The organism is Modicisalibacter radicis (assembly GCF_900961225.1).
GTDB lineage: Bacteria > Pseudomonadota > Gammaproteobacteria > Pseudomonadales > Halomonadaceae > Modicisalibacter.
This window is the reverse complement of sequence record NZ_CAAHFN010000076.1, coordinates 122149-148706: the sequence shown is the minus strand read 5'-3', so window position 1 is coordinate 148706 and position 26558 is coordinate 122149. Positions and strand designations below refer to the sequence as shown.

At 65.7% G+C, this 26558-nt stretch carries 27 protein-coding genes; 11 read left to right on the top strand and 16 right to left on the bottom strand.

Translation table 11 applies throughout. The features are described 5' to 3' along the window. Nucleotides 1–134 precede the first annotated feature (134 nt). The 5 genes from tusD to HR9077_RS14655 are packed head-to-tail and all read left to right on the top strand — an operon-like array spanning nt 135 to nt 2147. Complete coding sequence (tusD, locus tag HR9077_RS14675) at nt 135–527, top strand: sulfurtransferase complex subunit TusD (protein ID WP_136067738.1); 393 nt, start codon at nt 135–137, stop codon at nt 525–527. A gap of 12 nt (nt 528–539) precedes the next feature. Continuing rightward, nucleotides 540–905 carry a sulfurtransferase complex subunit TusC gene (tusC, locus tag HR9077_RS14670; protein WP_136067737.1) on the top strand — a complete coding sequence of 122 codons (366 nt, stop codon included), beginning with the start codon at nt 540–542 and terminating at the stop codon, nt 903–905. Nucleotides 906–932: 27 nt separating this feature from the next. Next, a complete protein-coding gene (gene tusB, locus HR9077_RS14665) occupies nt 933–1223 on the top strand; it encodes a sulfurtransferase complex subunit TusB (RefSeq protein ID WP_136067736.1) in 291 nt (96 codons plus the stop codon). Beyond that, a complete protein-coding gene (locus HR9077_RS14660) occupies nt 1223–1576 on the top strand; it encodes a TusE/DsrC/DsvC family sulfur relay protein (protein ID WP_136067735.1) in 354 nt (117 codons plus the stop codon). Before tusB ends, HR9077_RS14660 begins: the two co-directional genes overlap by 1 nt. Nucleotides 1577–1586: 10 nt before the next feature. Further along, on the top strand, nt 1587–2147 hold the full coding sequence (locus HR9077_RS14655; protein WP_136067734.1) for an acyl carrier protein phosphodiesterase: 561 nt from the start codon (nt 1587–1589) through the stop codon (nt 2145–2147). On the opposite strand, the gene HR9077_RS14650 is transcribed toward HR9077_RS14655, so the two are convergent. The 5 genes from HR9077_RS14650 to HR9077_RS14630 all read right to left on the bottom strand — a co-directional run bounded on the left by HR9077_RS14650 (nt 2148) and on the right by HR9077_RS14630 (nt 5985). After that, nucleotides 2148–3365, bottom strand: coding sequence for a molybdopterin molybdotransferase MoeA (locus tag HR9077_RS14650; RefSeq protein WP_136067733.1), 1218 nt, complete (start codon nt 3363–3365; stop codon nt 2148–2150). It abuts the gene before it with no gap. After that, entirely contained in the window at nt 3358–3888 is a 531-nt protein-coding gene (gene moaB / locus HR9077_RS14645) for a molybdenum cofactor biosynthesis protein B (protein WP_136067732.1), read from the bottom strand. Before moaB ends, HR9077_RS14650 begins: the two co-directional genes overlap by 8 nt. Then, complete coding sequence (locus HR9077_RS14640) at nt 3885–4199, bottom strand: DUF1244 domain-containing protein (protein ID WP_136067731.1); 315 nt, start codon at nt 4197–4199, stop codon at nt 3885–3887. Before HR9077_RS14640 ends, moaB begins: the two co-directional genes overlap by 4 nt. 66 nt (nt 4200–4265) lie before the next feature. Further along, nucleotides 4266–4895 carry a helix-turn-helix domain-containing protein gene (locus tag HR9077_RS14635; RefSeq protein WP_458692923.1) on the bottom strand — a complete coding sequence of 210 codons (630 nt, stop codon included), beginning with the start codon at nt 4893–4895 and terminating at the stop codon, nt 4266–4268. A gap of 139 nt (nt 4896–5034) precedes the next feature. Next, nucleotides 5035–5985, bottom strand: a complete 951-nt coding sequence (locus tag HR9077_RS14630; protein ID WP_136067729.1) for a histone deacetylase family protein — start codon at nt 5983–5985, stop codon at nt 5035–5037. A 271-nt stretch (nt 5986–6256) separates the two neighbouring features. Here HR9077_RS14630 and HR9077_RS14625 point away from each other — a divergent pair, with 271 nt between their 5' ends. The 4 genes from HR9077_RS14625 (at nt 6257) to HR9077_RS14610 (ending at nt 12230) form a co-directional block, all read left to right on the top strand. Further along, nucleotides 6257–9004 (top strand): bifunctional acetate--CoA ligase family protein/GNAT family N-acetyltransferase, encoded by a 2748-nt coding sequence (locus tag HR9077_RS14625; protein ID WP_136067728.1) that lies wholly within the window; start codon nt 6257–6259, stop codon nt 9002–9004. A gap of 203 nt (nt 9005–9207) precedes the next feature. Further along, nucleotides 9208–10410, top strand: coding sequence for a quaternary amine ABC transporter ATP-binding protein (locus tag HR9077_RS14620; protein ID WP_136067727.1), 1203 nt, complete (start codon nt 9208–9210; stop codon nt 10408–10410). Next, nucleotides 10411–11253 carry an ABC transporter permease gene (locus HR9077_RS14615; protein ID WP_136067726.1) on the top strand — a complete coding sequence of 281 codons (843 nt, stop codon included), beginning with the start codon at nt 10411–10413 and terminating at the stop codon, nt 11251–11253. It abuts the gene before it with no gap. Between the two features lie 92 nt (nt 11254–11345). Next, entirely contained in the window at nt 11346–12230 is an 885-nt protein-coding gene (locus tag HR9077_RS14610) for a glycine betaine ABC transporter substrate-binding protein (protein WP_136067725.1), read from the top strand. Nucleotides 12231–12330: 100 nt separating this feature from the next. Here HR9077_RS14610 and pdxH read toward each other — a convergent pair whose 3' ends face one another. From pdxH to HR9077_RS14580, 6 genes are all read right to left on the bottom strand, one after another. Further along, nucleotides 12331–12972, bottom strand: coding sequence for a pyridoxamine 5'-phosphate oxidase (gene pdxH, locus HR9077_RS14605; protein WP_136067724.1), 642 nt, complete (start codon nt 12970–12972; stop codon nt 12331–12333). A 184-nt stretch (nt 12973–13156) separates the two neighbouring features. Beyond that, nucleotides 13157–14380 (bottom strand): hypothetical protein, encoded by a 1224-nt coding sequence (locus HR9077_RS14600; protein WP_136067723.1) that lies wholly within the window; start codon nt 14378–14380, stop codon nt 13157–13159. Between the two features lie 26 nt (nt 14381–14406). Further along, entirely contained in the window at nt 14407–14796 is a 390-nt protein-coding gene (locus HR9077_RS14595) for a DUF2069 domain-containing protein (protein ID WP_136067722.1), read from the bottom strand. After that, entirely contained in the window at nt 14793–15416 is a 624-nt protein-coding gene (wrbA, locus tag HR9077_RS14590; RefSeq protein ID WP_136067721.1) for an NAD(P)H:quinone oxidoreductase, read from the bottom strand. Before wrbA ends, HR9077_RS14595 begins: the two co-directional genes overlap by 4 nt. Before the next feature lie 30 nt (nt 15417–15446). After that, entirely contained in the window at nt 15447–15800 is a 354-nt protein-coding gene (gene arsC, locus HR9077_RS14585; RefSeq protein WP_136067720.1) for an arsenate reductase (glutaredoxin), read from the bottom strand. Between the two features lie 93 nt (nt 15801–15893). Beyond that, a complete protein-coding gene (locus tag HR9077_RS14580) occupies nt 15894–16316 on the bottom strand; it encodes a gamma-glutamylcyclotransferase family protein (protein WP_136067719.1) in 423 nt (140 codons plus the stop codon). Between the two features lie 136 nt (nt 16317–16452). On the opposite strand from HR9077_RS14580, the gene smrA reads away from it, so the two are divergent. Beyond that, the gene (smrA, locus tag HR9077_RS14575) at nt 16453–17049 is read left to right on the top strand and encodes a DNA endonuclease SmrA (RefSeq protein WP_136067718.1); all 597 of its coding nucleotides are present in this window, start codon (nt 16453–16455) and stop codon (nt 17047–17049) included. A gap of 77 nt (nt 17050–17126) precedes the next feature. Here the strand turns inward: smrA and HR9077_RS14570 are convergent, their stop codons facing one another. From HR9077_RS14570 to metH, 4 genes are all read right to left on the bottom strand, one after another. Continuing rightward, entirely contained in the window at nt 17127–17621 is a 495-nt protein-coding gene (locus HR9077_RS14570) for a DUF934 domain-containing protein (RefSeq protein WP_136067717.1), read from the bottom strand. Beyond that, nucleotides 17614–19266, bottom strand: a complete 1653-nt coding sequence (locus HR9077_RS14565; RefSeq protein ID WP_136067716.1) for a nitrite/sulfite reductase — start codon at nt 19264–19266, stop codon at nt 17614–17616. The genes HR9077_RS14570 and HR9077_RS14565 overlap by 8 nt, the downstream gene beginning before the upstream one ends. 164 nt (nt 19267–19430) lie before the next feature. Next, nucleotides 19431–20759 (bottom strand): MATE family efflux transporter, encoded by a 1329-nt coding sequence (locus HR9077_RS14560; RefSeq protein WP_136067715.1) that lies wholly within the window; start codon nt 20757–20759, stop codon nt 19431–19433. 1 nt (nt 20760) lies between these two features. Then, on the bottom strand, nt 20761–24492 hold the full coding sequence (gene metH, locus HR9077_RS14555) for a methionine synthase (RefSeq protein ID WP_136067714.1): 3732 nt from the start codon (nt 24490–24492) through the stop codon (nt 20761–20763). A 267-nt stretch (nt 24493–24759) separates the two neighbouring features. On the opposite strand from metH, the gene nfuA reads away from it, so the two are divergent. Beyond that, nucleotides 24760–25347, top strand: coding sequence for a Fe-S biogenesis protein NfuA (gene nfuA, locus HR9077_RS14550; protein WP_136067713.1), 588 nt, complete (start codon nt 24760–24762; stop codon nt 25345–25347). Between the two features lie 144 nt (nt 25348–25491). Here nfuA and HR9077_RS14545 read toward each other — a convergent pair whose 3' ends face one another. Then, the gene (locus HR9077_RS14545; RefSeq protein ID WP_136067712.1) at nt 25492–26457 is read right to left on the bottom strand and encodes a DNA-binding protein; all 966 of its coding nucleotides are present in this window, start codon (nt 26455–26457) and stop codon (nt 25492–25494) included. Between the last annotated feature and the right edge of the window lie 101 nt (nt 26458–26558).

Sequence of the window (26558 nt, the reverse complement as noted above, 5' to 3'; positions counted from 1 at the left end):
CCCCGCCGGGCAGCCGGCGGGGGCTCTTTCGATAGCGGACTGCAGAAGTCGTGGGCGCGGCGGCTGCTGTGCTAGAGATTGCCTTCGCCGTGAGGCGTACACGACAATAGGGGCCGGTCAACGAGGGGATCAAGATGCGCTATGGCCTGGTAGTAATGGGCGGACCCTATTCCCATCAAGCGTCACACTCGGCATTGCGTTTCGCTCACGCGCTGGTCGATCGCGGGCACCGGCTGGAAACCGTCTTCTTCTACCATGACGGCGTCTACAATGCCTCGCGGCTGGCTGCGCCGCCGCAGGACGAACCGCATCTGGGCGATGCCTGGTTGCGATTGGCCGAATCGCAAGGCACGGCGTTACTGGTCTGCGTGGCTGCGGCCTTGCGACGGGGCATGACCGATGAGCGCGAGGCGCGACGTCATGGCAAGCCAGCGTACAATGTCGAACCGCCCTTCGAACTCACCGGACTGGGACAGTTGGTGGAAGCCAGCCTGACCCATGACCGGCTGGTGACGTTCTCACCCTGACGCGGGGGTCGCATGGATGATCCGCAAACGATGCTAGTGGTACTTCGCCACGCGCCTCACGACAGCAGCTGGCTGCGTGAAGGGCTGGATGTCGCCCTGGTGGCCGCCGCCCTCGGCCAGGATGTGACCCTGCTGTTTCTCGGCGACGGCGTAGAGGCCCTGCGTAGCGGCCAGCAGGCCGGGCCGCTCGGACAGAAGGGCAGCCATACCACGCTCGACATGCTGGCCATGTACGATATCGAGGATATACGCGTCGATGCCGCGTCCCTGGCCGCTCGGGGACTCACGGTAGCGGAGCTCGACTGGCCGGTGACGCCGGTGACGAGTGACGTCTTGCCCGGGCTGTTCGCGACCAGCGCCTCGGTCTTCAATTTTTGATGCCGCCCAGCGAGGATCCGTTTCGCCATGATACTGCACTTGCTCAACCGTTCCCCCGCTTCGAGTGGCGTGGCACACGAGATGCTGCGCACCATGGGAGCCGACGACCGGTTGCTGCTGATAGAGGCGGGGGTCTATGGCGCGGTCGAGCCTCAGGCGGCCCTCTTTTCCGCGCTCGAAGGGCGCTGTTTCGCGTTGCTCGAGGATCTTGCCTCGAGAGGCTTGACCGGATGCTGCGCGAGCTGGGTAACGCCACTGGATATGCAAGGCTTCGTCACGCTGACGGAGGAAACTCAACGCACTGTGAGCTGGTTCTAATGGCCACGACGACCGCCGCACGCCACCTCGACGTCGGACCGCGCCGAGTGGCGCTGGATCCGGAAGGCTATCTCGTCGACCTGGACGACTGGTCGCCCGGCGTTGCCGAGGCCCTGGCCGCCGAAGAGGGCCGCGCATTGAGCGACGAGCACTGGGAAGTGATCGAGGTCCTGCGTGATTTCTATCGGCGTTATCAAATGGCGCCGGCGATGCGCCCGCTGGTCAAGGCGGTCGGTCAACGGCTGGGGCCGGACAAGGGCCGCTCGATCCATCTGATGCGGTTGTTCCCCGACAGCCCGGCCAAGGTCGCCGCGCGGCTGGCGGGGCTGCCCAAGCCCACCAACTGTCTGTAGGACGTCGCCGGTGAATTTTCTCGCCCATGGCTGGCTGGCCCGTGGTGGCACGGACGAATTCCTCCACGGCAACCTGATCGCCGATGGCGTCAAGGGCGTCGACCTGAGCGACTGGAGCCCGGCGGCGGCGACAGGGATACGCCATCATCGCCGGGTCGACGCCTGGGTGGACCAGCACCAGGTGGTGCGCGAGGCCCGCTCGCGGGCGCCGGATGACGGGCGACGCTATGCGGGCATCGCGCTGGACATGGTGTGGGATCATTTCGTGGCCCGCGACCATCTCGACCCGGCCCTGGTTGCTCGCTGCTACCGGGTTCTGGCGTCGCGCTCCGCGCCGGCTCGTCTGGCGACGATGGTGCCGCTGCTCATCGAGGAGGACTGGCTGTCGCGCTACGCCGACCTCGACTTCACCTGCTCGGCCATCGCCAATATCGGCCGGCGCTTGCGCGGCCCCAATCGCCTTGCCGCGCTGGTGCCCTGGGTCGAGGCCGACTATGCGGGCCTGGAGCGGGATTTTCATGCGCTATGGCCCGCCCTCAACCGCGAGCTGGGTGTAGCCCCCGGCGCGTGATTACCCCGATACCAGCCACAGGCAACTGATGGGGTCGCCTTCGTCGATGGTGCTGCGCGCCGGAATGTCGGCGAGGGCGTCGGCGGCGACGCAGGAGGACAGTACCGCCGAGTTCTGGTCGGCGAAGGCGCGCGCGACGATGCCCGCCTCGCCGAATTCGAGCGTCACGCGCATGAAGTGACGCCGCGCCTGGGTACGGGTCGAGAATCCCGCGAGGGCGGGTAGCCGTGGCAACGAGGCGAGCGCGTCACAGCTCAGCAGGGCGCCGATCAAGGGGCGCAGGTAGAGCCAGGCGCCGACGAAGCTCGAAACCGGGTTGCCGGGCAGGCCGACGAACCGCGCCTCGCCATCGGCATGCGGCAGGCGGCCCAGTGCCAGGGGCTTGCCCGGGCGCATCGCCAGACGCCAGAGATCGAGCCGACCCAGGCGTTCCAGCGCCGCCTTGACGTGATCCTCTTCGCCGACGCTCACGCCGCCGCAGGAGACGACCACATCGGCCCGCTGCGCCGCTTCGCCCAACAGGCGGCAGGTCGTGGCGAAATCGTCCGGCAACGTGGCGGTATGCACGACCTCGGCGCCGAAGCGCTCGAGCAGGCGTGTCAGCATCGGCCGGTTGCTGTTGTAGATCTGCCCCGGGCCGAGCGGCTGTCCGGGCTCGACCAGCTCATCGCCGGTGCTCAGCAACGCGACGCGTGGCCGGCGGCGAACGCTCACCGAAACGATCCCCTGACCGGCGACATGGCCCAGGGCCGCGCCCTCGAGGCGCGTACCGGCGGCCAGCAGGATGCTGCCGGCGGCCACGTCGCGGCCGCGGCGGCGCACGTTCTCTCCGGGGTGCACGCCGGTCGGTATCAGCACGCTATCCTCGCGATGCGCGACGACTTCCTGCCTCACCACGCAGTCTGCGCCGGGCGGCATCTCGCCCCCGGTAAAGATGCGTGCGCAGCTGCGCGGCGCCAAGGGGCTTGGTGCGCTGCCGGCGGCGATGCGCTGGCTGATGCGCAGCGGCGAGCCGGCGTCGACGGCACGCAGGGCATAGCCATCCATCGCACTGTTATCGGCAGGCGGCACGTCGCGCGTGGCGATCACCGGTTCGGCGAGCACGCGTCCGGCGGCATCCTCGCTCGGCAGTTGTTCGCCGGGGAGCGGTGCGACGTCGGTCAGCAGGGCCTCCAGCGCCGCCTCCACGCTTTGCAGATCGGCCTGCGGGTCAGCCATGCGTGCCTCGTCCGGGAATCACCAGGTTGGCGTAGTTGCAGGGCCGATGCCGGCTGTCGAGCTGCTCGCGCAGGATGCCCCGCCAGGCCGTACGGCAGGCGCCGGTCGACCCGGGCAGGCAGAACACCACCGTGGCGTTGGCCAGCCCGGCCAGGCAGCGGCTCTGAATGGTCGAACTGCCGATCTCCTGCCACGACAGGTGGCGGAAAAGCTCGCCGAAGCCATCGATGCGCTTGTCGAGAAGGACCGAGACCGCCTCGGGAGTGGAATCGCGCCCGGTAAAGCCGGTTCCGCCGGTGGTCAGGATCACCTGAACCTCGGGATCGGCGATCCATTCGGCGACCACGGCGCGGATCCGGTAGACGTCATCGGCAACGATCCGCTTGTCGGCCCGCCGATGGCCGGCATCCTCGAGGCATTGCACGAGTGCCAGCCCGGAGCGGTCCGTCGTCTCGTCGCGGGTGTCGGAGATCGTCAATACCGCCACGTTGAGCGGCATGAAGCCTTCACGCTCCTCGCTCATGCGTTTTCCTTGCGTTTCTGACGGGCCTCCAGGGCGGCGAGCTGCTCCGGTGTGGCCGGTGCCTGATGGTTTGCCTTCCACTCGCTGTAGGGCATGCCGTAGACATACTCGCGGGCCGCTTCATAGTCGAGTTCGGCACCGCGCTCGTCGGCGGCGGCGACCAGCCATTTCGACAGGCAGTTGCGACAGAAGTCGGCCAGGATCATCAGGTCGATGTTCTGGACGTCCTTGTTGGCATCCAGATGCCGCAGCAATCGGCGAAAGGCGGCGGCCTCGATCTCGGTACGCGTGGCATCGTCGAATTCTTGCATGGGTAAGGCTCCGCTTGGACAAGACTGGGAAACAATAGCAGAGACCGCACGCCGAGGGGCGGCGGTCTAGCCACCATCGGCACGGGTGCAGACGGAGAGCACCGTGGCATCCGCTTCGCTGATCGAAACCAGCGCATGGCCCATGTCGCTATCGAAGTAGATGCTGTCGCCATGCTCGAGCGCCACGGGCTCGTAGAACTCCGTATACAGCAGAACGCTCCCCTCGAGCACGATCAGGAACTCCTCGCCGTCGTGGCGCACCCACTCCTGAAACTCGTCGAAGCTGCGCGCCCGGACGATGGTCTTGAAGGGGATCATGCGTTTCTGGGCAAGCTGATGGGAGAGCAGCTCATGCTCGTAGGTCGGTGTCGGGTGACGCTGGCCATCGCCGACCCGGGTCAGGTCGCGCCGCCCCATGGTGGCCGTCTGTGGCTTCGGCGGGCGCAGTAATTGCGGCAGGTCGATGTCCAGCCCGCCGATCAGCTTCTGGACCACCGTGAAGGTCGGCGACAGCTGATTGTTCTCGATCTTGGAGAGTGTCGAGCGCGCCAGCCCGGTGCGCTGGCTGACGTCCTCGAGCGTCCACTGGTTGGCGAGACGAATCTCCTTGAGCCGCTTGCCGAGGCGCAGTGGCTCGACGAAAGGCTTGCGCCCGGAGGCGATCTGCAGGGCGGCATCCTGGTCGGTAGTGGCCATCAGAGTTCACGATAGGAAATTAATTTTCATCCATGCTAGCACAGTGCAGGCGCTTCGAACGTCTCCGCGCCGCCTCTGGCCATGCTCTCTGCGACAGGCTCCCGGGCCGGAGTTTTCCCCGCTATCGGAAACGTCGGGCTCAGCGGGGCGGCGCGGCAGGCACGTAGGGCTGGCCGAGCAGGGCGCGCACGTGGGCGGTGGCGCTGCGGCCCAGGGCATCGAGGGCGTAGCCGCCCTCGAGCACCGAAACCAGACGATTGTCGGCATGGCTGCGCGCGACGTCCATGATCAGCTCGGTGATCCAGTGGTAGTCGGCGTCTTCAAGGCAGATATCGCCCAGCGGGTCTTCACGGTGGGCGTCGAAACCGGCCGAGACCAGAATCAGCTCGGGGCGGTGTCGCCGCAGGGCGGGGAGCCAGTCGCGCTCGATCAGCGTACGATAGGTGGGGCCGTCGCAACCGGGGTCGAGCGGCGTGTCGACGACATTGTCGAATCCGGCACGCAGGTAACGCCAGGGGTAGAAGGGGTACTGATAGCTGCTGCAGATCAGCGTGTCGGGATCGCCACCGAAGATGTCGATCGTGCCATTACATTGATGGACGTCGAAGTCGATAATGGCGATGCGTCGTACGCCGTAGCGCGCGCGGGCATGCGCGGCGCCTATGGCGACGTTGTTGAAGAAGCAGAAGCCCATGGCCTCGCTGGCTTCGGCATGATGACCCGGTGGGCGGACGGCGCAGAATGCATTGTCGGCCTGGTGTCGGAAGACCCGATCGATGCCCGCCGTGACGGCGCCGGCGGCGAAGCGGGCGGCATCGAGGCTGTCCGGGTTCATGAAGGTGTCGTTGTCGAGGTTGACCAGCCCCTGCGTCGGCACGCAGCGCTCGAGCGCCTTGAGATGGCGCGCCGGGTGGATGCGCACCAGCTGTTCATCGCTCGCCCGCTTGGCGTCGGCCTGCATGGTCTGCTGGAGCACCCCGGCCAGCGCCATGTGGGCGCGAATGATTTCCAGCCGCTTGGGATTTTCCGGGTGGTCCGGCCCCATGTGGTGGCGATCACAATGGGGGTGACTGATAAAGGCAGTGATCATCTAGGAGCCTGTCGGGTTTGACCGGTCGTCGCGAGACGCGCGGATTTCGAGACAATGTTATCGATCTGATGAGGCGAATAGCCCGCTATTTAACGAATCAGAGCGAATGAAAGTGGCCGAAAGAGCGTGTGTCACAGCGGATCAGCGTTAAGCCCGATAGGCTCCCAAGGTCTCCGGCCGGCAGCTGGACACAGTAAACGGCGGCTAGGCTTGCATGACACTGTCCATAAGTCGTACACAGTGAACATCGTCGAGGCAAGGAGAGAGCAGCGTGAGCACGCGGTTTCTGCGGTATTTCTTCGAACCGAGGACCCTGGCGGTCATCGGCGCCTCGGAAAAGACCCATTCCATGGGCGGGCTGGTGATCCGCAACCTGACCGACAGCGGCTTCCCGGGCAGTATCTGGGCCGTCAATCCCAAGGGCTATGCGAGCGTCCACGACAGACCGTGCGTGAAGCGCGTCCACGACCTGCCCGAGGTGCCCGATCTGGCGGTTGTCTGCTCCCCCGTGGCGGGCCTGCCCCGGCTCATCGAGCAGCTCGGGCGCTTCGGCGTGCGGGCGGCCATGGTGCTTTCCGGCGGCGCGCATCTCGACGACCGTACAGGCGACGGCGGATCGATCCGTGAACGCATGCTGGCTTCGGCGCGGCGCTCGGGAATCCGCGTGCTGGGGCCGGAGTGCCTGGGCATGATAGTCCCCGGGCGACGCCTGAACGCCACCTACGCCAGCCAGCCGGTGAAGGCCGGTCGCGTCGCCTACCTCGGCCAGTCGGGCATGCTCGGCAACGCCATGATCGACTGGGCCGCCGGTCGCGGCATCGGCTTTTCCCACCTGGTCACGCTGGGCGACAGCATCGATGTGATGCTGGCCGACCTGATCGACTACATCAATCAGTATTCCCCCTGCCAGGCGATGCTGTTGCACCTGGAACGCATTCACGACGCCCAGCACTTCATGACCGCGCTACGCGAATCGTCGCGCAATCGCCTGGTGCTGGCCATCAAGAGTGGCCGAACGCCGGGATCCGACCTGTCCGGCGCGCCACCGACTCCGGGGGTGGCCAACCGCGACGTGATCGTCGACGCCGCGCTGGCTCGTGCCGGGGTGGTCAGGGTCGACGATTCCGACGAGCTGTTCGATGCCCTGGAGACGCTGTCGCGGATGAAGCCGCTGCGTGGCGACCGGCTGGCGATCGTCGCCAACGGACTGGGTCCGGCCCTGCTGGCGATCGACAAGCTGGTCAGCGCCGGCGGACGGCTGGCGGCGTTTTCCGAGCAGACACGCCAGGCGCTGACCGACGGTGAATTCGATATCAGCCTGCCCGGGCGCAACCCGGTCGATCTGGGGGGGAACGCTACGCCCGAACGCTTCGTCGAGGCGCTGGAGATCGTCGCCGCCGACCCCGGGACCGATGCCGTGCTGGTGGTCCATGCGCCGACGCGACTGGCGCCGTCGCGAACCACCGCCCAGGCCCTGGTCGCCAATCGGCGGCGCTTCAAGCGTAACCTGCTGACCAGCTGGATGGGGCTCGAGGAGGCGCTGTCGGCCCGTCACGAATGCAACCTGGCCGGGATTCCCACCTATATTTCCCCCGAGAAGGCGGTCAAGGCCTTCATGCACATGGTGAACTATCAGCGGGTCCAGAGGCAGCTTCAGGAAACCCCGCCGAGCCTGCCGTTCACCACCACCGCAACGATTCGCGAACGCTGCCACCGCTTGATCGGCGAGGCCAAGGCCCGCGAACGCGACCGGCTGACCCACGAGGAGACCGCCCAGGTGCTGGCCGCCTACGGCATTCCGGCGGCACCGAGCCGTTATGTGTTCACGCCGCAACAGGCGGCCGAAGCGGCCAGCGCCTTGTCGGGGCGCATGGCGCTCAAGATCGTCCACCAGCGTAACTGCCTGCCGTTTCGTTATCGTCAGCACCCCCACAAGCTCTCGGCGGGATTGCTCCAGGATCTGCAGACGCCGGAGGAGGTTGCCGATGGTGTCCGGCGCCTGGGCGCCAAGGTCGCGGAGAAGTTTCCCGACAGCCGCATCTACAGTTACTGCCTCCAGGAAATGCAGCGCGGCAAGCATTCGCTGCAGTTGTGTGCGGGCATTACCCGCGACCCGATCTTCGGTCCGGTGATCGTCTTCGGTATCGGCGGTTACAAGGTCAACGTGCTGGCCGACAGGCAGGTCTCCCTGCCGCCCTTGAACATGACCCTGGCCAGAGAACTGATCGAGCGTACCCATGCGGCGAAACTGATCGGCGAGCATTCGTGGGACCCGGAACTCGATATCGAGCGGCTTTGCCAGCTGCTGGTCAAGCTGTCGCAGATGGCCTCGGACCTGCCCGAGCTCAAGGGGCTCGAGCTCAACCCGCTGCTGCTCAACAGAGAAGGCCTGGTGGCCGTCGACTTCGCGATGGATCTGGGCGATCCCGCGCGTCACGCGATCATGCCCTACCCGGAAGAGCTGCGTGAGTGGGTCGATCTGAGCAACGGCATGCGCGTCGAGATCCGCCCGATTCGTGGTGAGGATGCACCGCTGATCTCGGACTTTCACGGCCAGCTCTCCGAGGAGAGCATCCGCTTTCGCTATTTTCACAACAAGGCGGATCTCAGCAAGCGCGACCTGTCGCGGCTGGCCCAGATCAACTATGACCGTCAGATGGCCTTCATCGCCGAGCATCAGCGCGACGACGGTCGCAAGGAGATGCTCGGCGTGGTCCGGGTCTGGAACGATCCGGACAACATCCGTACCGAGTTCTCGGTGATCATACGCGACGATATGCATGGTCATGGCCTGGGGCGGCTGCTGATGGAAAAGATGATCCGCTATAGCCGCGGGCTCGGCACCCTGGAAATGGTCGGCAAGATCATGGTCGACAACGGCCCCATGCGTTCGCTGATGAAGCAACTGGGTTTCACCAGCCATTACAACATGGAGGAGCAGGTCGTCGATGCCGTTCTCAGGCTCAACGAACCCGCCAGCGACTGGCAGCGCCACCGTCTCGAGAACCAGCCCTACTGAGCGGGGCGAAGTCGTCATAGGGGAAATTGAACCGTTGATCAATCATCAGTTGTTCTGATTTGAAGCCATATTAATAAGATTGTATGATGCGACAAGAATTATAAACACTCGTTATGAAAATGCGATGCTGTGATAGCACTGGAAAAATCACTGCGGCACCGTTTCGTATCGAACAAAGCGATCACGACATACAGGCAAAGCCGATGAGCGAAACGCAACAGACCAAGATTCAGGTACGCGGCCTGAGCAAGGTCTTCGGCAATCAGCCGAAGAAGGCACTGGAGCTACGCGACAAGGGAAAGAGTCGCGGGGAAATTCTCGAACAGACCGGCAATACCCTGGGCCTTTCGAATGTCAGCTTCGATGTCCAGGAGGGCGAGCTGCTGGTCATCATGGGGCTCTCGGGGTCAGGCAAGTCGACACTGATTCGTTGCCTCAACCGGCTCATAGAGCCGACCGAAGGCGAGATCATCATCGATGACGAGAACATCCCCAAGTTGTCCGAGAAGGAGTTGCTGCATTGTCGGCGGCGTCACTTCTCGATGGTGTTCCAGAACTTCGCGCTCTTTCCTCACCGTACCGTGCAGCAGAACGCCGAGTATGGCCTCGAGATCCGTGGTGTGGACAAGCAGGAGCGCATCAGGCGCGCCGGCGACGCGCTCAAGCAGGTCGGCCTCGAGGGATGGGAAGGCGCCTTGCCCAATCAGCTTTCCGGCGGCATGCAGCAGCGCGTCGGCCTGGCACGGGCGCTGGCCAACGACTCGACCGTGATGCTGATGGACGAGGCCTTCTCGGCCCTCGACCCGCTGATCCGCAAGGACATGCAGCAGGAACTGCTCGAACTTCAGCACCGCATGAAGAAGACCACCATCTTCATCACCCACGATCTCGACGAAGCCCTGAGCATCGGCGATCGCATCATCCTGTTGAAGGATGGCGAGATCGTGCAGATCGGCACCCCCGAGGATATCCTCACCAACCCCGCCGACGATTACGTCGCCCGCTTCACCGAAGGGGTCGACATGTCGCGCATCCTCACCGCGCGCAGTGCCATGCGTCCGGTGCGGGCCACCGCACGCGAGGACGACGGCCCGCGTACGGTGCTCCGCAAGCTCAGCGAGAACAGCCTGGACTCGATCTACGTCACGACCCGCGAGCGCAAGCTGCTCGGGCTGATCGAGGCCGACGCCGCGGACCGGGCGGCCAAGGAGGGCATTCAGTCCATCAGGGAACTGATCCATAACGATTTCCCCAGGGTCGGCCCGGATGAACCGCTGCACAACCTGTTCGCGATGTTCAACGAGAAGAGCTATCCGATCGCCGTGGTCGACGAGGACCAACGCCTGCTCGGCGTGGTGGTCAAGGGCGCCGTGCTGGCGGAACTGGCTGAAGCTGGAGAACACTAAATGGCTATCGATATTCCCCGCATACCCCTCGGCGACTGGATCGAAGCCGGGCTGGATTATCTGACCACCGAGTATTCGGTGGTGACCCGTGGTATCTCACGCTTCACCCAGACCGGGATCAACGCCATCAACGACGCCCTGGCCTGGATGCCCGAATGGGCGCTGATGGCCCTTATCGCGCTGCTCTGCTGGCGTGTATCGGGCATTCGCCTGGCGATCGGTTCGGTCCTCGGCCTGGCATTGATCTGGAACATGGGTCTCTGGTTCCCGATGATCGAATCGTTGACGCTGGTGGTGTTCGCGACCATCGTGGCAGTGGTCATTGCACTCCCGGTGGGCATCGTGGGCGCGCTGTCGGATCGGCTCTATGGCGTGATCATGCCGGTGCTGGACTTCATGCAGACCATGCCCGCCTTCGTCTATCTGATTCCGGCAATTCCGTTTTTCGGCATCGGCTCGGTTTCGGCGATCTTCGCCACGGTGATCTTCTCGATGCCGCCGGCGATCCGCTTCACCACCCTGGGCATTCGTCAGGTACCCAAGGAACTGATCGAAGCGGCCGATGCCTTCGGCTCGACGCGTGGTCAGAAACTCTTCAAGGTGCAGTTGCCGCTCTCGCTGCCGACCATCATGGCGGGCATCAACCAGACCATCATGCTAGCTTTGTCGATGGTCGTGATCGCCGCCATGATCGGTGCCGACGGCTTGGGTAGCGAGGTCTGGAAAGCGATCCAGCGCCTGCGTCCGGGCGACGGTTTCGAGGCGGGGATCGCCGTGGTCATTCTGGCCATGCTGCTGGATCGCCTGACACAGGCGTTCCGTAAACCCAAGAAGGCGCGTTAAGACGCCGTAGCCGGTACCCTGGACGGTACCGGGGGCGCCATCCGGGCAGCTGCTGGACGGCGTTCAAATACTCAACCAAGAAGGGGAAAGTGATGAAAACGTTCAATGCTATGTCACGTGCCGTGCGTTTCGGCTCGCTGATGATGGTCGCCGGTCTGGGCGTGAGCGGTGTCGCTCAGGCACAGGAAGAGAGCAAGGGCACCGTCAGTCTGGCATACGTCGAGTGGTCATCCGAAGTAGCCTCCACCAACGTGGTCCGCGCGGTACTCGAGCAGATGGGCTACGACGTCGAGATGTCGTCGCTGTCGGCGGCGGCGATGTGGCAGGCCGTGGCCTACGGCGATGCCGATGGCATGGTCGCGGCCTGGCTGCCGACCACCCACGAGAACTACCTCGAGCAGACCAAGGACAAGGTCGTCGATCTGGGCACCAACCTCGATGGCACCAAGCTCGGCCTCGCGGTACCGTCCTATACCGATATCGATTCCATCGAGGAACTCGGCGAGAAGGCCGACCTCGTCAACGGCGAAATCATCGGTATCGATCCCGGTGCCGGCCTGATGGGGCTGACCGAGGACGTCATCGACGAATACGGCCTCGGGGGCGACATCAAGCTACGCAGCGGTAGCGGCGCCACCATGACCGCCGCGCTGCAGTCTGCCATCCAGAACGAAGACGACATCGTCGTCACCGCCTGGACCCCGCACTGGATGTTCTCGCGCTGGGACATCAAGTACCTCGACGATCCCAAGAACGTCTATGGCGATGCCGAGCAGATCCACACCATCGTTCGCCAGGGCCTCGAGGAGGACATGCCCGAAGTCTACGAGGTCCTCGACAATTTCGCGTGGACGCCGGAGCAGATGGGCGAGGTGATGCTGATGAACCAGGAAGAGGGCGCCGATCCCTACGCCAACGCCCAGAAGTGGGTCGAGGAGCATCCGGAAGTCGTCGACGAGTGGACGGGCGAGAGCTAAGCCTTCGATCCTTCTGGATCCGTCGATGCAAGAGCGCCCGGCCTAGGCCGGGCGCTTTTTTGTGCAGGGCTCGTTGTCACAGGCCGCGAGCCTTGCGCTATCAGGGTGCCAGGCGGACCTTGGCCCAGCTGTCGTCGTGGCGCCGGTAGCGCAGCCGGTCGTGGAGGCGGTCGGCCTGGCCCTGCCAGAATTCGACGATTTCCGGGACGACGCGATAACCGCCCCAGTGCGGAGGGCGGTCCACGTCCAGGCCGTTGTAGAGTCGCTCGAAGCGATCCTTGCGCTCCTCGATCCATGTCCGACCGGGGATCTCCACGCCCTGCTGCGATATCCAGGCCCCCAATTGACTGGCCCGCGGACGATTGTGGAAGTAATGGTCCGATTCGCTTTCGTCGACCTGTACCACCCGCCCTTCGACGCGTACCTGACGCTGGGTGGCCGGCCACCAGAACACCAGGGCGGCATGCGGGACATTGGCCAGCTCGGCGCCCTTGTGGCTCTGATAGCTGGTGTAGAACGCGAAACCGCGTTCGTCCATGCCCTTGAGCAGAACGATCCGTGCGTGCGGCAGGCCTTCGCTGTCGACGGTGGCCAGGGTCATGGCGTTGGCGTCGTCGGATTCGCGCTCGAGCGCCTGGTCGAGCCACAGCTGGAACAGCGGCAATGGTTCGTCGGGGGTATTGCCGGCGTCGAGATGATCCCCGCTGTAATTGCGTCTGAGGTCGGCGATATCGGTGTTCATGGCGTTCTCCTGGTATTTTCCCTCATGATCGCTGCTGGCCCGATCGCACTCAAGGCGATCGGGGCATAACGCGCTCGATTGCCTATCGGTGGCCCGTGCATGACGTAGTGCTCTCATGATCGGTATAAAGGAGCAGCATGGCCAGTACAGTGAAACCCAATACGGCGAAACGGGGCAAAGCTCATCAAGTCCATTGGGCGTGGGCCGCGAAGACCAGCCCGCAGGCCAGCCAGCCGAGCACGGCATAGGGCAGGTTCCAGCCCAGCATCTCTCGGGCGTTGACCCCGTAGCGGGCACACAGTACCAGGTTGCTGCCGGATAGCGGACTGCTGCCGGTGCCCAGCGCCCAGCCCATCAGGAAGACCATGCCCAGCAGCGTCGGGTCGGGGTCGAGGGTCGCCAGCAACGGCGCGAGGGTGGTCACGCTGACCAGCGGGTGAACGCCGACGAAAGCCACCATGACGATGATCCCCAGGCTCAGCCAGGCCTGCCAATGGCCGTAGTCGGCGACCGGCAGCGAGAGCCCCGCGGGAAAGCTGGCGAGCAGGGCGCTCAGGCCGCTGGACAGCACCCCGGCGGCCAGGAACAGCGCGAATTGCGGCACCAGCCGCGACAGGCCATGGTCGAGCTGCTGTCGCAGCCGTGCACGGCGTTCTCCGCGGGGTGCCAGCAGCAGCGCGGCGATCGGCGAGACGATACTGATGATCAACGGGATCGACATTTCCGGCCGCCACGCGTGCATCGCCATCACCGTGACCGCCAGTACGCCGGGCAGAATCAAGGCGCCCGCGTTCAGCGGGTAGCCGACGAACGGGCCCTCGATGCGCAGCGCGTCGAGGGCCACCAGGCTCAGCAGCAGCGAGGCGCAGGCCACGCCCCACGGCAACAGCGCCGTGAACTCCAGCCCCGGTGCGTAGGTGAGCGCGACCCCCATGGCGACGAAGAAGGGCGACCAGGCGGCGGCGGCCGGGAATGCCCGGCCCAGCACCATCGCCTGACGTCGACTCAGCTTGCCGTCGCGTTGCATGCGATCGGCGAACAGGAACAGGGCCGAGAGATTGATAACGGCGCCGAACAGATGGACGCCGAACAGCGTCCCCCACAGGCTGCCGTTTCGCGGGCGTTCGCCGTCAGGCCGGGCGGGCGTCGCCATCGACAGGAAGCTGACCCCGGCAAACATCATCAGCAGGGCCTGATTGATGGTCAGCGCCTGGATCGGCGCGTAGGGCGTGTGGCGGATCAGCGCCACCAGCCATATCAGCGCACCGGCGCCGCCGAGCCACAGCACCTGATGGCGCGAGGCGCGGGGAAGCTGCCGGGCCAGGCGCAGGGTGGCCAGCCAGCTGAGCAGCGCCGCCGGCCACATCGGCCAGCCCGCCAGGGTGCTCGCGATACTCGTCGCGAGCATGGCCAGGATCAGCGCGCTGGAGGGCCTCACTGGCGCAACAGGCGGCTGCGCCAACGGGCGTACAAGGCGCTGGCGAAGAACAGCGCCACTGCCGCCAACACCTCGAGCCAGCCCAGCCAGGCCTGACCGGGTAGCGTGGTGAGCATCGCGCCCTGGGCAATGTAGAGCAGGCTGACGAAGGCCAGCCAGGCGTGGCCGCGGGGACGACGGGTCAGGATCGAAGGCAGGAACAGCACCAGCGGCAGGGCCCGCACCAGGACCGGCAGCCACTCGACGCCATTGTGGCTGCGTAGTTGCCAGCCGCTGAGCAGAAGTAACGCGATGAGGAGCACGAAGCTGATCAGCACCGCCTGGCGCGCTCGCCGGGCCAGCGTTTCGAGCCCGTAACGGGTCTCGAGCCGTTCGAGTCCGTTCATCGGGCGTTTCCCCGGATCGCCTGCAGGGCCAGCGCCAGTCGCGCGATGCGCTTGCCCTGCGCATGGGCCAGCTCCCGCTCGGTATCGTCGACGCTGCGCTCGCCGCGAGCGCCGGCAACATGACTGGTGCCGTACGGGGTGCCGCCGGAGGTCGTCGCCACGAGGCCCGGTTCGCTATAGGGAACGCCGGCATACACCATGCCGTGATGCAGCAGCGGCACCAGCATCGTCAGCAGCGTCGCTTCCTGGCCGCCATGCAGGCTGGCGGTAGAGGTGAAGGCGGTCGCCGGCTTGTCGACCAGTGCCCCGTTCAGCCACAACTCGCTGGTGCCATCCAAAAAATACTTGAGCGGAGCGGCCATGTTGCCGAAGCGCGTGGGACTGCCGATGGCCAGGCCGGCACTACCGCGCAGGTCGTCGAGCGTCGCGTAGATGGCGCCGTTGGCGGGAATCTCCGGCTCGACCGCTTCGCTGACCGCCGAGACCGCCGGTACCGTGCGCAAGCGGGCATCGATGTCGCCCTGGCTTTCGATGCCCGCGACGACCTGTTCGGCCAGGGTGCGGGTGGCTCCGGAACGCGAATAGTAGAGGACCAGCACGTAGGGACGTGAAGCGTTCATGACGGCTCCTTGTTGATGGCAATCGACCGCTCAGGACGCATCGACCAGCGCGAGAATGGTTGCTGGCGGGCGCCCGATCACGGCCCGGTCGCCACGATCGAGCAGCGGCCGTTGCAGCAGGCGTGGGTGCTCGGCCAGCGCGTCGAGATAATCGTCGGTACTCGGCGCCGTCAATTGCAGGGCCTTCCAGTCGCTGTCCCCGGTGCGGACCAGTTCGGCCACGTCTGCGTCGAGGCGGGCGGCAAGTGCCGCGAGCTCCTCGCGGGACAGCGGGTCGTCGAGATAGCGCCGAACGTGGAAATCGCAGCCACGCTCCTCCAGCAGCTTGAGCGCCTGGCGCGATTTGGAGCAGCGGGGATTGTGATAGAGAGTCAACGACGTCATGGATGGCCTTGCCGGAACAGCGAATTAGTCATTCATTGTAGAGCGCGCCAAGTGTCCGCCACAACTCGCCTTGCCGGCCGCAGGGTGGCGGGGTCAGGGCTGGATGCGCGCATAGACCCAGGCGTCTCGACCGCTGGCCAGCGTCAGGCGATGGCGACTGTAACGCACGCCGAGCCGTTCGTAGCGATCCAGACGCTTGAGTTCATCGCGGGAAACCGTCAGGACGTAGCCTTCGACCTCGGCATCGCGCCGCCGCTCGATATCCAGGCCTTCGCGATGATAGCCCGGCAGCACGCTCGGCCGAGGATCGCCCCAGCGTCCGTAGACCAGCCAGCGCACGACCCCGAAGCGTAGCGTGCCGTAGACGAAGACGCGGTGGGGGCCCTGGCGGCTGATGGCCGGCGGGTTCTCGGGCGGTGAATAGCCATAGGGGCTGGCGAACACGATCCAAAGATAGCCGACCGCCAGCGCGGCCATCAGCATCAGCGCCAGGATCAGGCGCTTCAACAACCTCATTGCTACATCCTGTGAGTCGCGGCAGACGCGGGCGATCATGCCATACCCCACGCCGGGTCGCGATGCGTGAGGCTTAAGGCAATGGACACGCCTTTGGTATAGTGGCCGTCACGATGATCGGCCGGAGGGCGTAGCCATGAATCGCCAATGCGACGAAGACAGCGACTTTATGCAATTGATGGCGGACAAGGTGCGTCCGGTTTCCAAGGGGCGCGACAAGGCCAGCCTGGACAGCCGGCCCGCCACGCCCAGCGAGGCCCAGTTGGCAAGGCGGGCCAGCGCCCAGGCCGAGGACGAGGCGGCCAATTTCCTGAGCGACGAGTTCGTCGAGCTGTTGCCGGCGATCGATCCGATCGAATACCGTCGCGACGGTATCCAGACCGGCGTTCTCGACCGCCTGCGACAGGGCGGCTACAACCCCGAGGCGCAGCTGCATCTGATCAAGCGGCCGTTGCGCGACTGTCGTCAGGCGCTGTTTCGCTTCATCGAGGATGCCACCGCCCACGACCTGCGCTGCCTGCTGGTCGTGCACGGGCGCGGCCGGGCGGAGGACAGCCACGCCAACGTGGTGCGCTCGTATGTCGCCAAATGGCTGCAGCAGTTCGAGCAGGTCCAGGCCTATGCCTCGGCGGTGCCGTCCCATGGCGGGATCGGCGCCACCTATGTGATGCTGCGCAAGTCCGAACGGGCCCGCGCGCGCAATCGCGAGCGCCAGCAGAAGCGTCGCGGCTAACGGCACATTCGAACAGTGGCCAAAGGATATCGCGCCGCCCGATGGGCGGCGCTTCGGTTTATCGGTCGCGCTTGCGTTCAGGTCGCTTCGCGCAGGCGGCGCTCGAACAGCGCTTCCTTGACGTCGGCGGCGGGCTGGTAGCTGACGCTGAAGGCGCCGAGGGCGCGCAGGGCGTCGTCGAGATGCTGGTCCTCGCGCAGCGCCAGGGCATCGAAGCCACAGCGGGTCATGTAGAACAGCTGATCGACCAGCACGTCGCCGATGGCGCGGACTTCGCCCATATAGGCGTAGCGTTCGCGCAGCAGTCGCGCCAGCGAATAGCCTCGGCCGTCGGTGAAGCTCGGGAAGTCGATGGCGATCAGCGGCGCCTGGCGCAGCTCGTCGTACAGCGGCGAGTCGAGCTGGGTGTCGCTGGGCAGCCAGGGCGCCAGCGAGGTGTCGTCGCGATGTTCGCGCCAGACGGCGAGGGGCACGATGGTCGGGCGTGCCTCGGGGAGGCTTTCCTCGTCGCGGGAGAGCGCCCAGGTGTCCCGCTCCGGCTGGCCGAGCTTGATCAGGCTGGTATCAGGCATACACACGCTCCTTGAACGGCTTGATGCCGATGCGACGATAGGTGTCGAGGAAGCGCTCGTCGTCGTGACGTTGCTCGACGTAGACCTTGAGCACCTTGTCGATCACTTCGGGCACGTCCTCGCGGTAGAAGGAGGGGCCGAGGATCTTGCCCAGCGAGGCATCGTCGCGGGCGTTGCCGCCCAGCGAGATCTGATAGTACTCCTCGCCTTTCTTGTCGACCCCGAGGATGCCGATGTTGCCGACGTGATGGTGGCCGCAGGCGTTCATGCAACCCGAGATGTTGAGGTCCAGCGGGCCCAGGTCATAGAGGAAGTCGAGATCCTCGAAACGCTCCTGGATCGCCTGGGCGATGGGAATCGACACGGCGTTGGCCAGCGCGCAGTAGTCGCCGCCCGGGCAGCAGATGATGTCGTTGAGCGTGCCGACCGTAGGGTTGGCCATGCCCAGCTCGCGCAGTTGTTGCCAGAGCGCCTCGATCTCGTCGACCGGCACGTCGGAGAGCACCACGTTCTGTTCGTGAGTGACGCGCATCTCGCCGAAGCTGAAGGCGTCGGCGAGATCGGCGATCGCCTCCATCTGGTCGGCGGTGACGTCGCCCGGTGCATGTTCGCGACGCTTGAGCGACAGCGTCACCGCCTTGTAGCCCGGGTCGACGTGATCGGTGACGTTATTGGTGACGAAGCGAGCGAAGTCGCGGTTGTCGCGGCGCAGCGCTTCATAGCCGACGATCGCCGCCTCGCTCACCGAACGGCGCGGGGGTTCGGGGAAGTGGGCCCGGGCCGAGGCGACCGCCGCCTCGGTCAGCGTCTGCGCGCCATCCTTGATATGCGCCCACTCCTCCTCGACGCGCCGACGATACTCCTCGATGCCCAGCGCCTTGACCAGGATCTTGATGCGCGCCTTGAACTTGTTGTCGCGGCGCCCGAACTGGTTGTAGACGCGCACGCAGGCCTCGAGGTAGGTCAGCAGGTGCTGCCAGGGCAGGTCCTCGCGCACCACGTCGGCGATCATCGGCGTACGCCCCATGCCGCCCCCGGCGAGTACCCGTACACGCAGCTCGCCCGCCTCGTTGCGCCACAGCCGCAGACCGATGTCGTGCACCTGGATGGCCGCGCGGTCGTGATCGGCGCCGGTGACGGCGATCTTGAACTTGCGCGGCAGGTAGGCGAATTCGGGATGCAGCGTCGACCACTGGCGGATCAGCTCGCACCACGGCCGGGGGTCCTCGATCTCGTCGCCGGCGATGCCCGCGAACTGATCGCTGGTGGTGTTGCGAATGCAGTTGCCGCTGGTCTGGATGGCGTGCATCTGCACCTCGGCCAGCTCGGCGAGAATCTGCGGCACGTCCTCGAGCTTCGGCCAGTTGAGCTGCAGGTTCTGGCGGGTGGTGAAGTGACCGTAGCCGCGATCGTAGCGTCGGGTGATCCCGGCCAGCGTTCTGAGCTGGTGGCTGGAGAGCATGCCGTAGGGGATCGCGATGCGCAGCATCGGCGCGTGGCGCTGGATGTACAGGCCATTCTGGAGTCGCAGCGGGCGGAATTCGTCCTCGCCCAGGCGACCGGCCAGATAGCGATCCATCTGATCGCGGAACTGGGCGACGCGCTCGTCGACGAGCGTCTGATCGTAGGTGTCGTACCGATACATATCGGGTGTCCTGCTAGTCAGGGCGAAATGGGATCTGTGCCTTATGGCAGAGACCATACTCCGTTTTGTTTATTCTATGAAAGAATAAATAGTCATAGTTTATTGGGCTATGCGTTATTAGAATCACCCGCCGAGACCCGTCTGCCATGATCGAGGCGGACGCTTCACAGGGCAAGTCGTTGCCAGCGACGCCGCTGCCAGATCCAGGCGAAACTCAGCGAGTTGAGGCAGCGATAGCCGAGCTGCATCCACCAGATGCCCAGCAGACCATAGCCCAGCGCCACCCCGCACCACCAGGCCAGTGGCAGGAAGACCAGCCATTGCAGGGCCAGCGTCACGGCCATCACCGTGCGGTTGGCGCCGGCACCGAGCAGGGCCTGTCCGAGCACGATCGCCACGGCGTCGAGCACGATCATCAGCGCCGTCAACCGCAGCGCCCCATGACCGAGCGCGACCAGCTGCGGGTCGCGCAGGAACAGCCCCAGCACCACCTCGGGAAACGCCAGCATCGGCAGCGCCAGCAGGGCCAGCGCCAACCACGCCACGCGCACCACGTCCCAGCCCCAGCGATGCGCCTCGTCCGGCGTGGCGCGGCCCAGGGCCTGCCCGACCAGGCTCATCGCCGCCACGCCCAGGCCCACCCCGGGCAGGATCAGCAACAGCGACAGATTGACCAGCACATGGCCCACCGCCACGCTGGCGGTACCCACCTGGGCGAGGATCGCGAACAGCACCGCGTAACCGGCGGCAAAGCACAGTTGCTGCAGGGAGTGCGGGGCGGCGAGCGCGAGGGTCGCGCGCAACGCGGGGCGGTCCGGCCAGTGCCATGCGCGGCCGGCCATTGCCCCGGAGCGGGCGGTGTAGACGGCCCAGGCGATCGCCGCCACCGACACGGCGATGGCCGAGCCGGCCCCGGCACCCGCGGCGCCGAGATGCGGCAGTCCGGCGAGGCCGAAGATCAGGCCGCCACTCGCCAGCACATTGACCAGATGGGTCGCCAGCACGATGCGCAGGTAGATCGCGGTTTGCTGGACGCCGTTCCAGTAGCCGCGGAAGCAGCAGCACATCGCCACGGCCAGCAGCGCCACGACCCGCCAGCGGAAGTACGTCACGGCCACTTCGTGCACGGCGGGTTGCTGGGTGAGCAGGGCCAGCAGCCGGGGCGCCTGCCACAGGCACAGCAGCGACAGCGGCAGGGCGACGATGACGGCCAGCGACAGGCCGGCGTTGAGTGCCCGGCCGTGTGGAGCAGAGGCGCAGTCGCCCTGTCGCCAGGCGGTCTGTGCCTGGACACCCGACGACAGCCCGAAGACCACCGCGGTGACCAGGAACATCGCATAGCCGCCCAGGCCGACGCCGGCCAGCGCGACCTCGCCGAGCCGCCCGACCAGTGCGGCGTCGACCAGGTTGAGCAGGCTCTGCGAGAGCATGCCGCCGATGATCGGTCCGGCCAGCCTGAGGATGGTCCGGCTGCGTCGAGGGTCCGGCCACATCTCAGTCGCGGTCGTAGCTCAGTACCGGCGACAGCCAGCGTTCCAGCTCGCCCAGCGCCATGCCCTTGCGATCGGCCAGCGCCTCGACCTGGTCGCGGGTGATCTTTCCGGTGGCGAAGTACTTCGACTCGGGATGCGCGAAATACCAGCCCGACACCGCCGCCGCCGGCCACATGGCGAAGTTCTCGGTCAACTCGAGCCCGGTCCTTGCCTCGGCCTCGAGCAGCCGGAACAGGGTGGCCTTCTCGGTATGGTCGGGGCAGGCCGGGTAGCCCGGAGCGGGGCGGATGCCCCGGTACTTCTCGGCGATCAGCGCGTCGTTGTCGAGCGTCTCGTCGGGCGCGTAGCCCCAGTACTCCTTGCGCACCCGCTCGTGCATGCGCTCGGCGAAGGCCTCGGCGAGACGGTCGGTCAGGGCCTGGACCATGATCGCGTTGTAGTCGTCGCCGGCCCGCTCGTAGCGCTTGGCCAGCTCGTCGACGCCGTGACCGGTGGTGACCGCGAAGCCACCGATCCAGTCGGGCTTGCCGCTGTCGCGCGGTGCGACGAAGTCGGCGAGGCTGTAGCAGATGCCGTCGCGGTTGCGGGTGGTCTGCTGGCGAATGTGGTGCAGGCGCTCGACGACTACCTTGCGGGATTCATCGGCGTAGACCTCGATGACATCGTCGTCGACGCTGTTGGCGGGCCACAGGCCGATCACCCCCCGCGCGGTGACGTGCTTCTCGTCGAGCAGCTTGCGCAGCATCGCCCGGGCCTCGTCGAACAGGTTGCGCGCGGCTTCGCCGACCACTTCGTCATCGAGGATCCTCGGGTACTTGCCGGACAGTTGCCAGCTCATGAAGAACGGCGTCCAGTCGATGCGCTCGATCAGTTCCTCGAGCGGATAATCCTCGAAGGTCCTCAAGCCGGTGAAGGTCGGCGCCGGCGGCGTGTACGCCGGCCAGTCCGGCACGAAGCGGCGCTCGCGGGCCTCGGCGTAGGTCAGGTCGGCCGCCTTGGGACGGCGCTTGGCATTGCGCTCGCGGACCTGGGCGTACTCGTCGCGGATCGCCGCGACGTAGTCCGGCTTGCTGTCGGCCGAGAGCAGCCGGCTGGCCACGCCCACCGCCCGCGAGGCATCGGTGACGTAGATCACCGGATGCTCGTACTGCGGCTCGATCTTGACCGCGGTGTGCGCCTTCGAGGTGGTCGCGCCGCCGATCAGCAGCGGAATCTCGAAGCCCTGGCGCTGCATCTCCCTGGCGACGTGGACCATCTCGTCGAGCGAGGGAGTGATCAGCCCCGACAGGCCGATGATGTCGGCGTTTTCCTCGCGGGCGGTCTGCAGGATCTTCTCGGTGGGCACCATCACCCCGAGATCGACCACCTCGTAGTTGTTGCACTGCAGGACCACGCCGACGATGTTCTTGCCGATGTCGTGGACGTCGCCCTTGACGGTGGCCATGACGATCTTGCCCTTGGCCTGTGTCTCTTCGCTCTTCTCCGCCTCGATGTAGGGCAGCAGGTAGGCGACCGCCTGCTTCATCACCCGCGCCGACTTGACCACCTGGGGCAGGAACATCTTGCCCTCGCCGAACAGGTCGCCGACCACGTTCATGCCGTCCATCAGCGGCCCTTCGATCACCTCGATGGGGCGCTCGACGCGTTGCCGGGCGAGCTCGGTGTCCTCCTCGATATGCGTGGTGATGCCCTTGACCAGGGCATGTTCGATACGCTTCTCGACGGCCCAGCCGCGCCACTCGAGATCCTCCTTCCTGGCCGCGCCGCTACCATCGTCCTTGTAGCGCTCGGCCAGTTCGAGCAGCCGCTCGGTGCTGTCGTCGCGGCGGTTGCGTACCACGTCCTCGACCGCCTCGCGCAATTCGGCGGGCAGGTCGTCGTAGACCGCCAGCTGCCCGGCGTTGACGATGCCCATGGTCAGCCCGGCCTTGATGGCGTGATAGAGGAACACCGAGTGGATCGCCTCGCGCACCGCGTTGTTGCCGCGAAACGAGAACGACACGTTGGAGACGCCGCCGGAGACCATCGCGTGGGGCAGATTGTCGGTGATCCAGCGGGTCGCTTCGATGAAGTCGACGGCGTAGTTGTTGTGCTCTTCGATGCCCGTGGCGATGGCGAAGATATTGGGGTCGAAGATGATGTCCTCGGCGGGGAAGCCGATATCGTCGACCAGCAGCCGATAGGCGCGCTGGCAGATCTCGGTCTTGCGCGCGAAGGTATCCGCCTGGCCCTGCTCGTCGAAGGCCATCACCACGATGGCGGCCCCGTAACGGCGGCATGCCGTGGCCTGCTCGCGGAAGGCGTCCTCGCCCTCCTTGAGCGAGATCGAGTTGACCACCGCCTTGCCCTGGATGCACTTCAGCCCGGCCTCGATGATCGCCCACTTGGAGGAGTCGACCATGATCGGCACCCGCGAGATGTCCGGCTCGGAGGCGACCAGGTTGAGGAAATGCACCATCGCCTCCTGGGAGTCGAGCATCCCCTCGTCCATGTTGATGTCGATCACCTGGGCGCCGTTCTCGACCTGCTCGAGGGCGACTTCCAGCGCGGTGTTGAAGTCCTCTTCCTTGATCAGCCGCTTGAAGCGCGCCGAGCCGGTGACGTTGGTGCGCTCGCCGACGTTGACGAACAGCGACTCGGCTTCGATGTTGAAGGGCTCGAGACCGGCCAGGCGGCAGGCCCGGGGGCGCTCGGGGATCTGACGCGGCGCCAGGCCGTCGACGGCGGCCTTGATCGCGGCGATGTGCTCGGGGGTGGTACCGCAGCAGCCGCCGATGATGTTGACCAGGCCGCTTTCGGCGAATTCGCGAACGATCGTCGCCATCTCGTCGGGGGTCTGGTCATACTCGCCGAACTCGTTGGGCAGCCCGGCGTTGGGGTGGGCCGAGACCAGCGCGTCGGCCTTGGCGGAGAGTTCCTCCAGGTAGGGGCGCAGTTCGGCGGCCCCCAGCGCGCAGTTCAGACCCACCGACAGCGGCGAGGCGTGGCGTATCGAGTTCCAGAACGCCTCGGTGGTCTGCCCCGAGAGGGTGCGTCCCGAGGCGTCGGTGATGGTGCCCGAGATCATTACCGGCAGTCGCCGGCCGCGATCGGCAAACAGCTCCTCGAGGGCAAAAATCGCCGCCTTGGCATTCAGCGTGTCGAAGATCGTCTCGATCATGATCAGGTCGGCGCCGCCCTCGATCAGCGCCTGCGCGGCTTCATAATAGTTCTCGCGCAGCTCGTCGAAGGTCACGTTGCGCTTGGCCGGGTCGTTGACGTCCGGCGACAGCGAGGCCGTGCGGCTGGTCGGCCCCAGCACCCCGGCGACATAGCGCGGCACGCCACTTTCCTCGCCGACCGCGTCGCAGACCCGGCGCGCCAGCCGCGCGGCCTCGCGATTGAGCTCGACCACCAGCGCCTGCATGTCGTAGTCGGCCTGCGAGAGTCGCGTGCTGTTGAAGGTGTTGGTCTCGACGATGTCGGCGCCGGCTTCGAGATAATCGCGGTGGATGCGCTCGACCAGCTCGGGTTGGGTCAGGGCCAGCAGGTCGTTGTTGCCCTGCAGCTGCGTCGCCCAGTCGCTGAAACGCTCGCCACGAAATGCCGCTTCACTGAGCTGGGCGTTCTGCAGCATGGTGCCCATGCCGCCGTCGAGCAGCATGATGCGCTGCTCGAGGGTCCTGGCAAGCGTCTCGGGGGTACCGGCGGGCAGCGCGGAGGAAAGCGATGGGGAAGGGGGCGCGGTAGCCATGGTCGGCATCTGTCTCCAGCGATCGTTCTCGGTTGTCATTGCCTCGGCTGCGCGCCGATGGCGGGCCACAAAACGCCTTGACGCGGGCCTGTCGATGGCCGCCCATGCTACCAGAAAGGCGCCCGAGCGGGGCACTCCCGACCCTCATTCCGCCTGTCGGCACTCCTCATGCCCGGCAAGTCCGAGTATTTCAGTCAGGATTGTGCCATCCGGCGTTTTTGCATACCATTAAGGCAAATCACCGTATTGTTTGATGGGTCGAGATTCATGAGCGAGAACATCCAGATCACCGATAGCGCCCAGGATTACCTTGCCGAGCTGCTCGCCAAGCAGAACGTCGAGGGAATCGCGGTGCGGATCTTCATCACCCAGCCGGGTACGCCGTATGCCGAGACATGCCTGGCCTACTGCCGTCCCGGCGAGGAAGAGCCCAGCGACGAGCGTCTGTCGCTGGAAAAGATCACGGTTTTCCTCGACACGCACAGCGTGCCGTTCCTCGAGGAGGCGGTGGTCGACTTCAATGCCGATCGCATGGGCGGGCAGCTGACCATCAAGGCGCCCAACGCCAAGATGCCCAAGGTCAACGCCGACAGCCCGATGGAGGATCGCATCAATTATATCCTCTACAGCGAGATCAATCCCGGGCTGGCCGCCCACGGCGGCGAGGTCAAGTTGATCCAACTGACCGAGGAGAACATGGCCGTCCTGCAGTTCGGTGGCGGCTGCCAGGGTTGCGCGGCGGTCGACCTGACGCTCAAGGAGGGGGTCGAGAAGACCCTGGTCGAGCGCATCCCCGAACTTGCCGGGATCCGCGACGTCACCGATCACACCGACACTACCAACGCCTACTACTGATCGCTCGGTCGAGCAGGCCGCTGCGCTGCTGGACTCGAGCGGCCGGAGGCGATGCCGCGTCGCCAGTGAGCAGAAAGTCAGAAAGAGCCGCCTCGATCGACGAGGCGGCTCTTTTGCTGTTGGCGATCGATGCCGTCCGGCGAATCAATAGACGAACGGCGGCAGGTTGACCCTGGCCAGGCGTGCCTCGGCATCCTGCAGGCGTTCGCGCAATTGCGTCACGACCTTGTCGTTCTCGGCCTGATCGTCGGCGTGCTGGCGTACCCGGCGTTCGCTTTCGCTGAGCGCATCCTCGGCTCGGGTCAGCGCCCACTGTGTTTCGCGGTGGCTGGCCTGCTCGTCACTCAACGCCCGCCGGATGGCCTGTCTGTCCTTGTCGGCTTCGGCGAGGCGCTTCTCGAGCGCCTCGATGCGCTGCTGGTGACTCTTTTCGCTGCGTTGCTTTTCCTGCCGGGCGTCGTCGAGCAGGGCCATCAATCGCGCCTCGGCGGCTTCGTGGCGCTGTTCCTCCTGCCTTAGTTGTTCACCCCAGCGTTCGTCGCGCTTTTTCAGGGCGTCGTGATGCTCGGTCTCGCGGTCGTGGAGCCTTTCCTGGGCCGCGTCCAGTTGACCGTCGGCATCGGCCAGTCGCTGGCTGAGCTCGGCCTCGCGCTGTTCGGCGACCTGGTGCGCCGTTTCCAGTCGCGCGATCAGTGCGCTCTGTTCCTGCAGCCGCGCCTGGGCCTGGCTCCAGTGATCATTGATCGCTGCTTCGCGCTGCAGGGCGTCCTCGGCTTCGCGGCGTGCGCGTTGCGCCTGCTCGCGGGCCTGCTCCACCAGCCGGTCGGCTTCCTCGCGGTAATGGGACAGGCCGTCGCTGGCGTGCTTCTGCGCCTGTTCCCACAGCGAGTGGACGAGCGCCTCGACGGGTTCGGGAACGTCCTGCCAGGTCGGTTGGTCGCGGTTGGCGTTGCGCTGTTCCCGCCACTGGCGAAAATGTTCGCTGATGGTCGTAAAGCTCCCGGTACCCAGCACATCGCGAATCTTCTGGATGCCCGGCGCCTCGCCGCGCTTGAGCAGAACGTCGATCGCTCGCTGCACATCCTCGAACTGCACTCCGCTGCGCGCCATTGAGATCTCCTCGCTGTCCGGCTGTCCGACCCGGTCGGTCGCTCTGCGATTCTAACGCACTTTGTCGGCAGCGGGGGTCGAGAATTGCGTTTGTTACATAA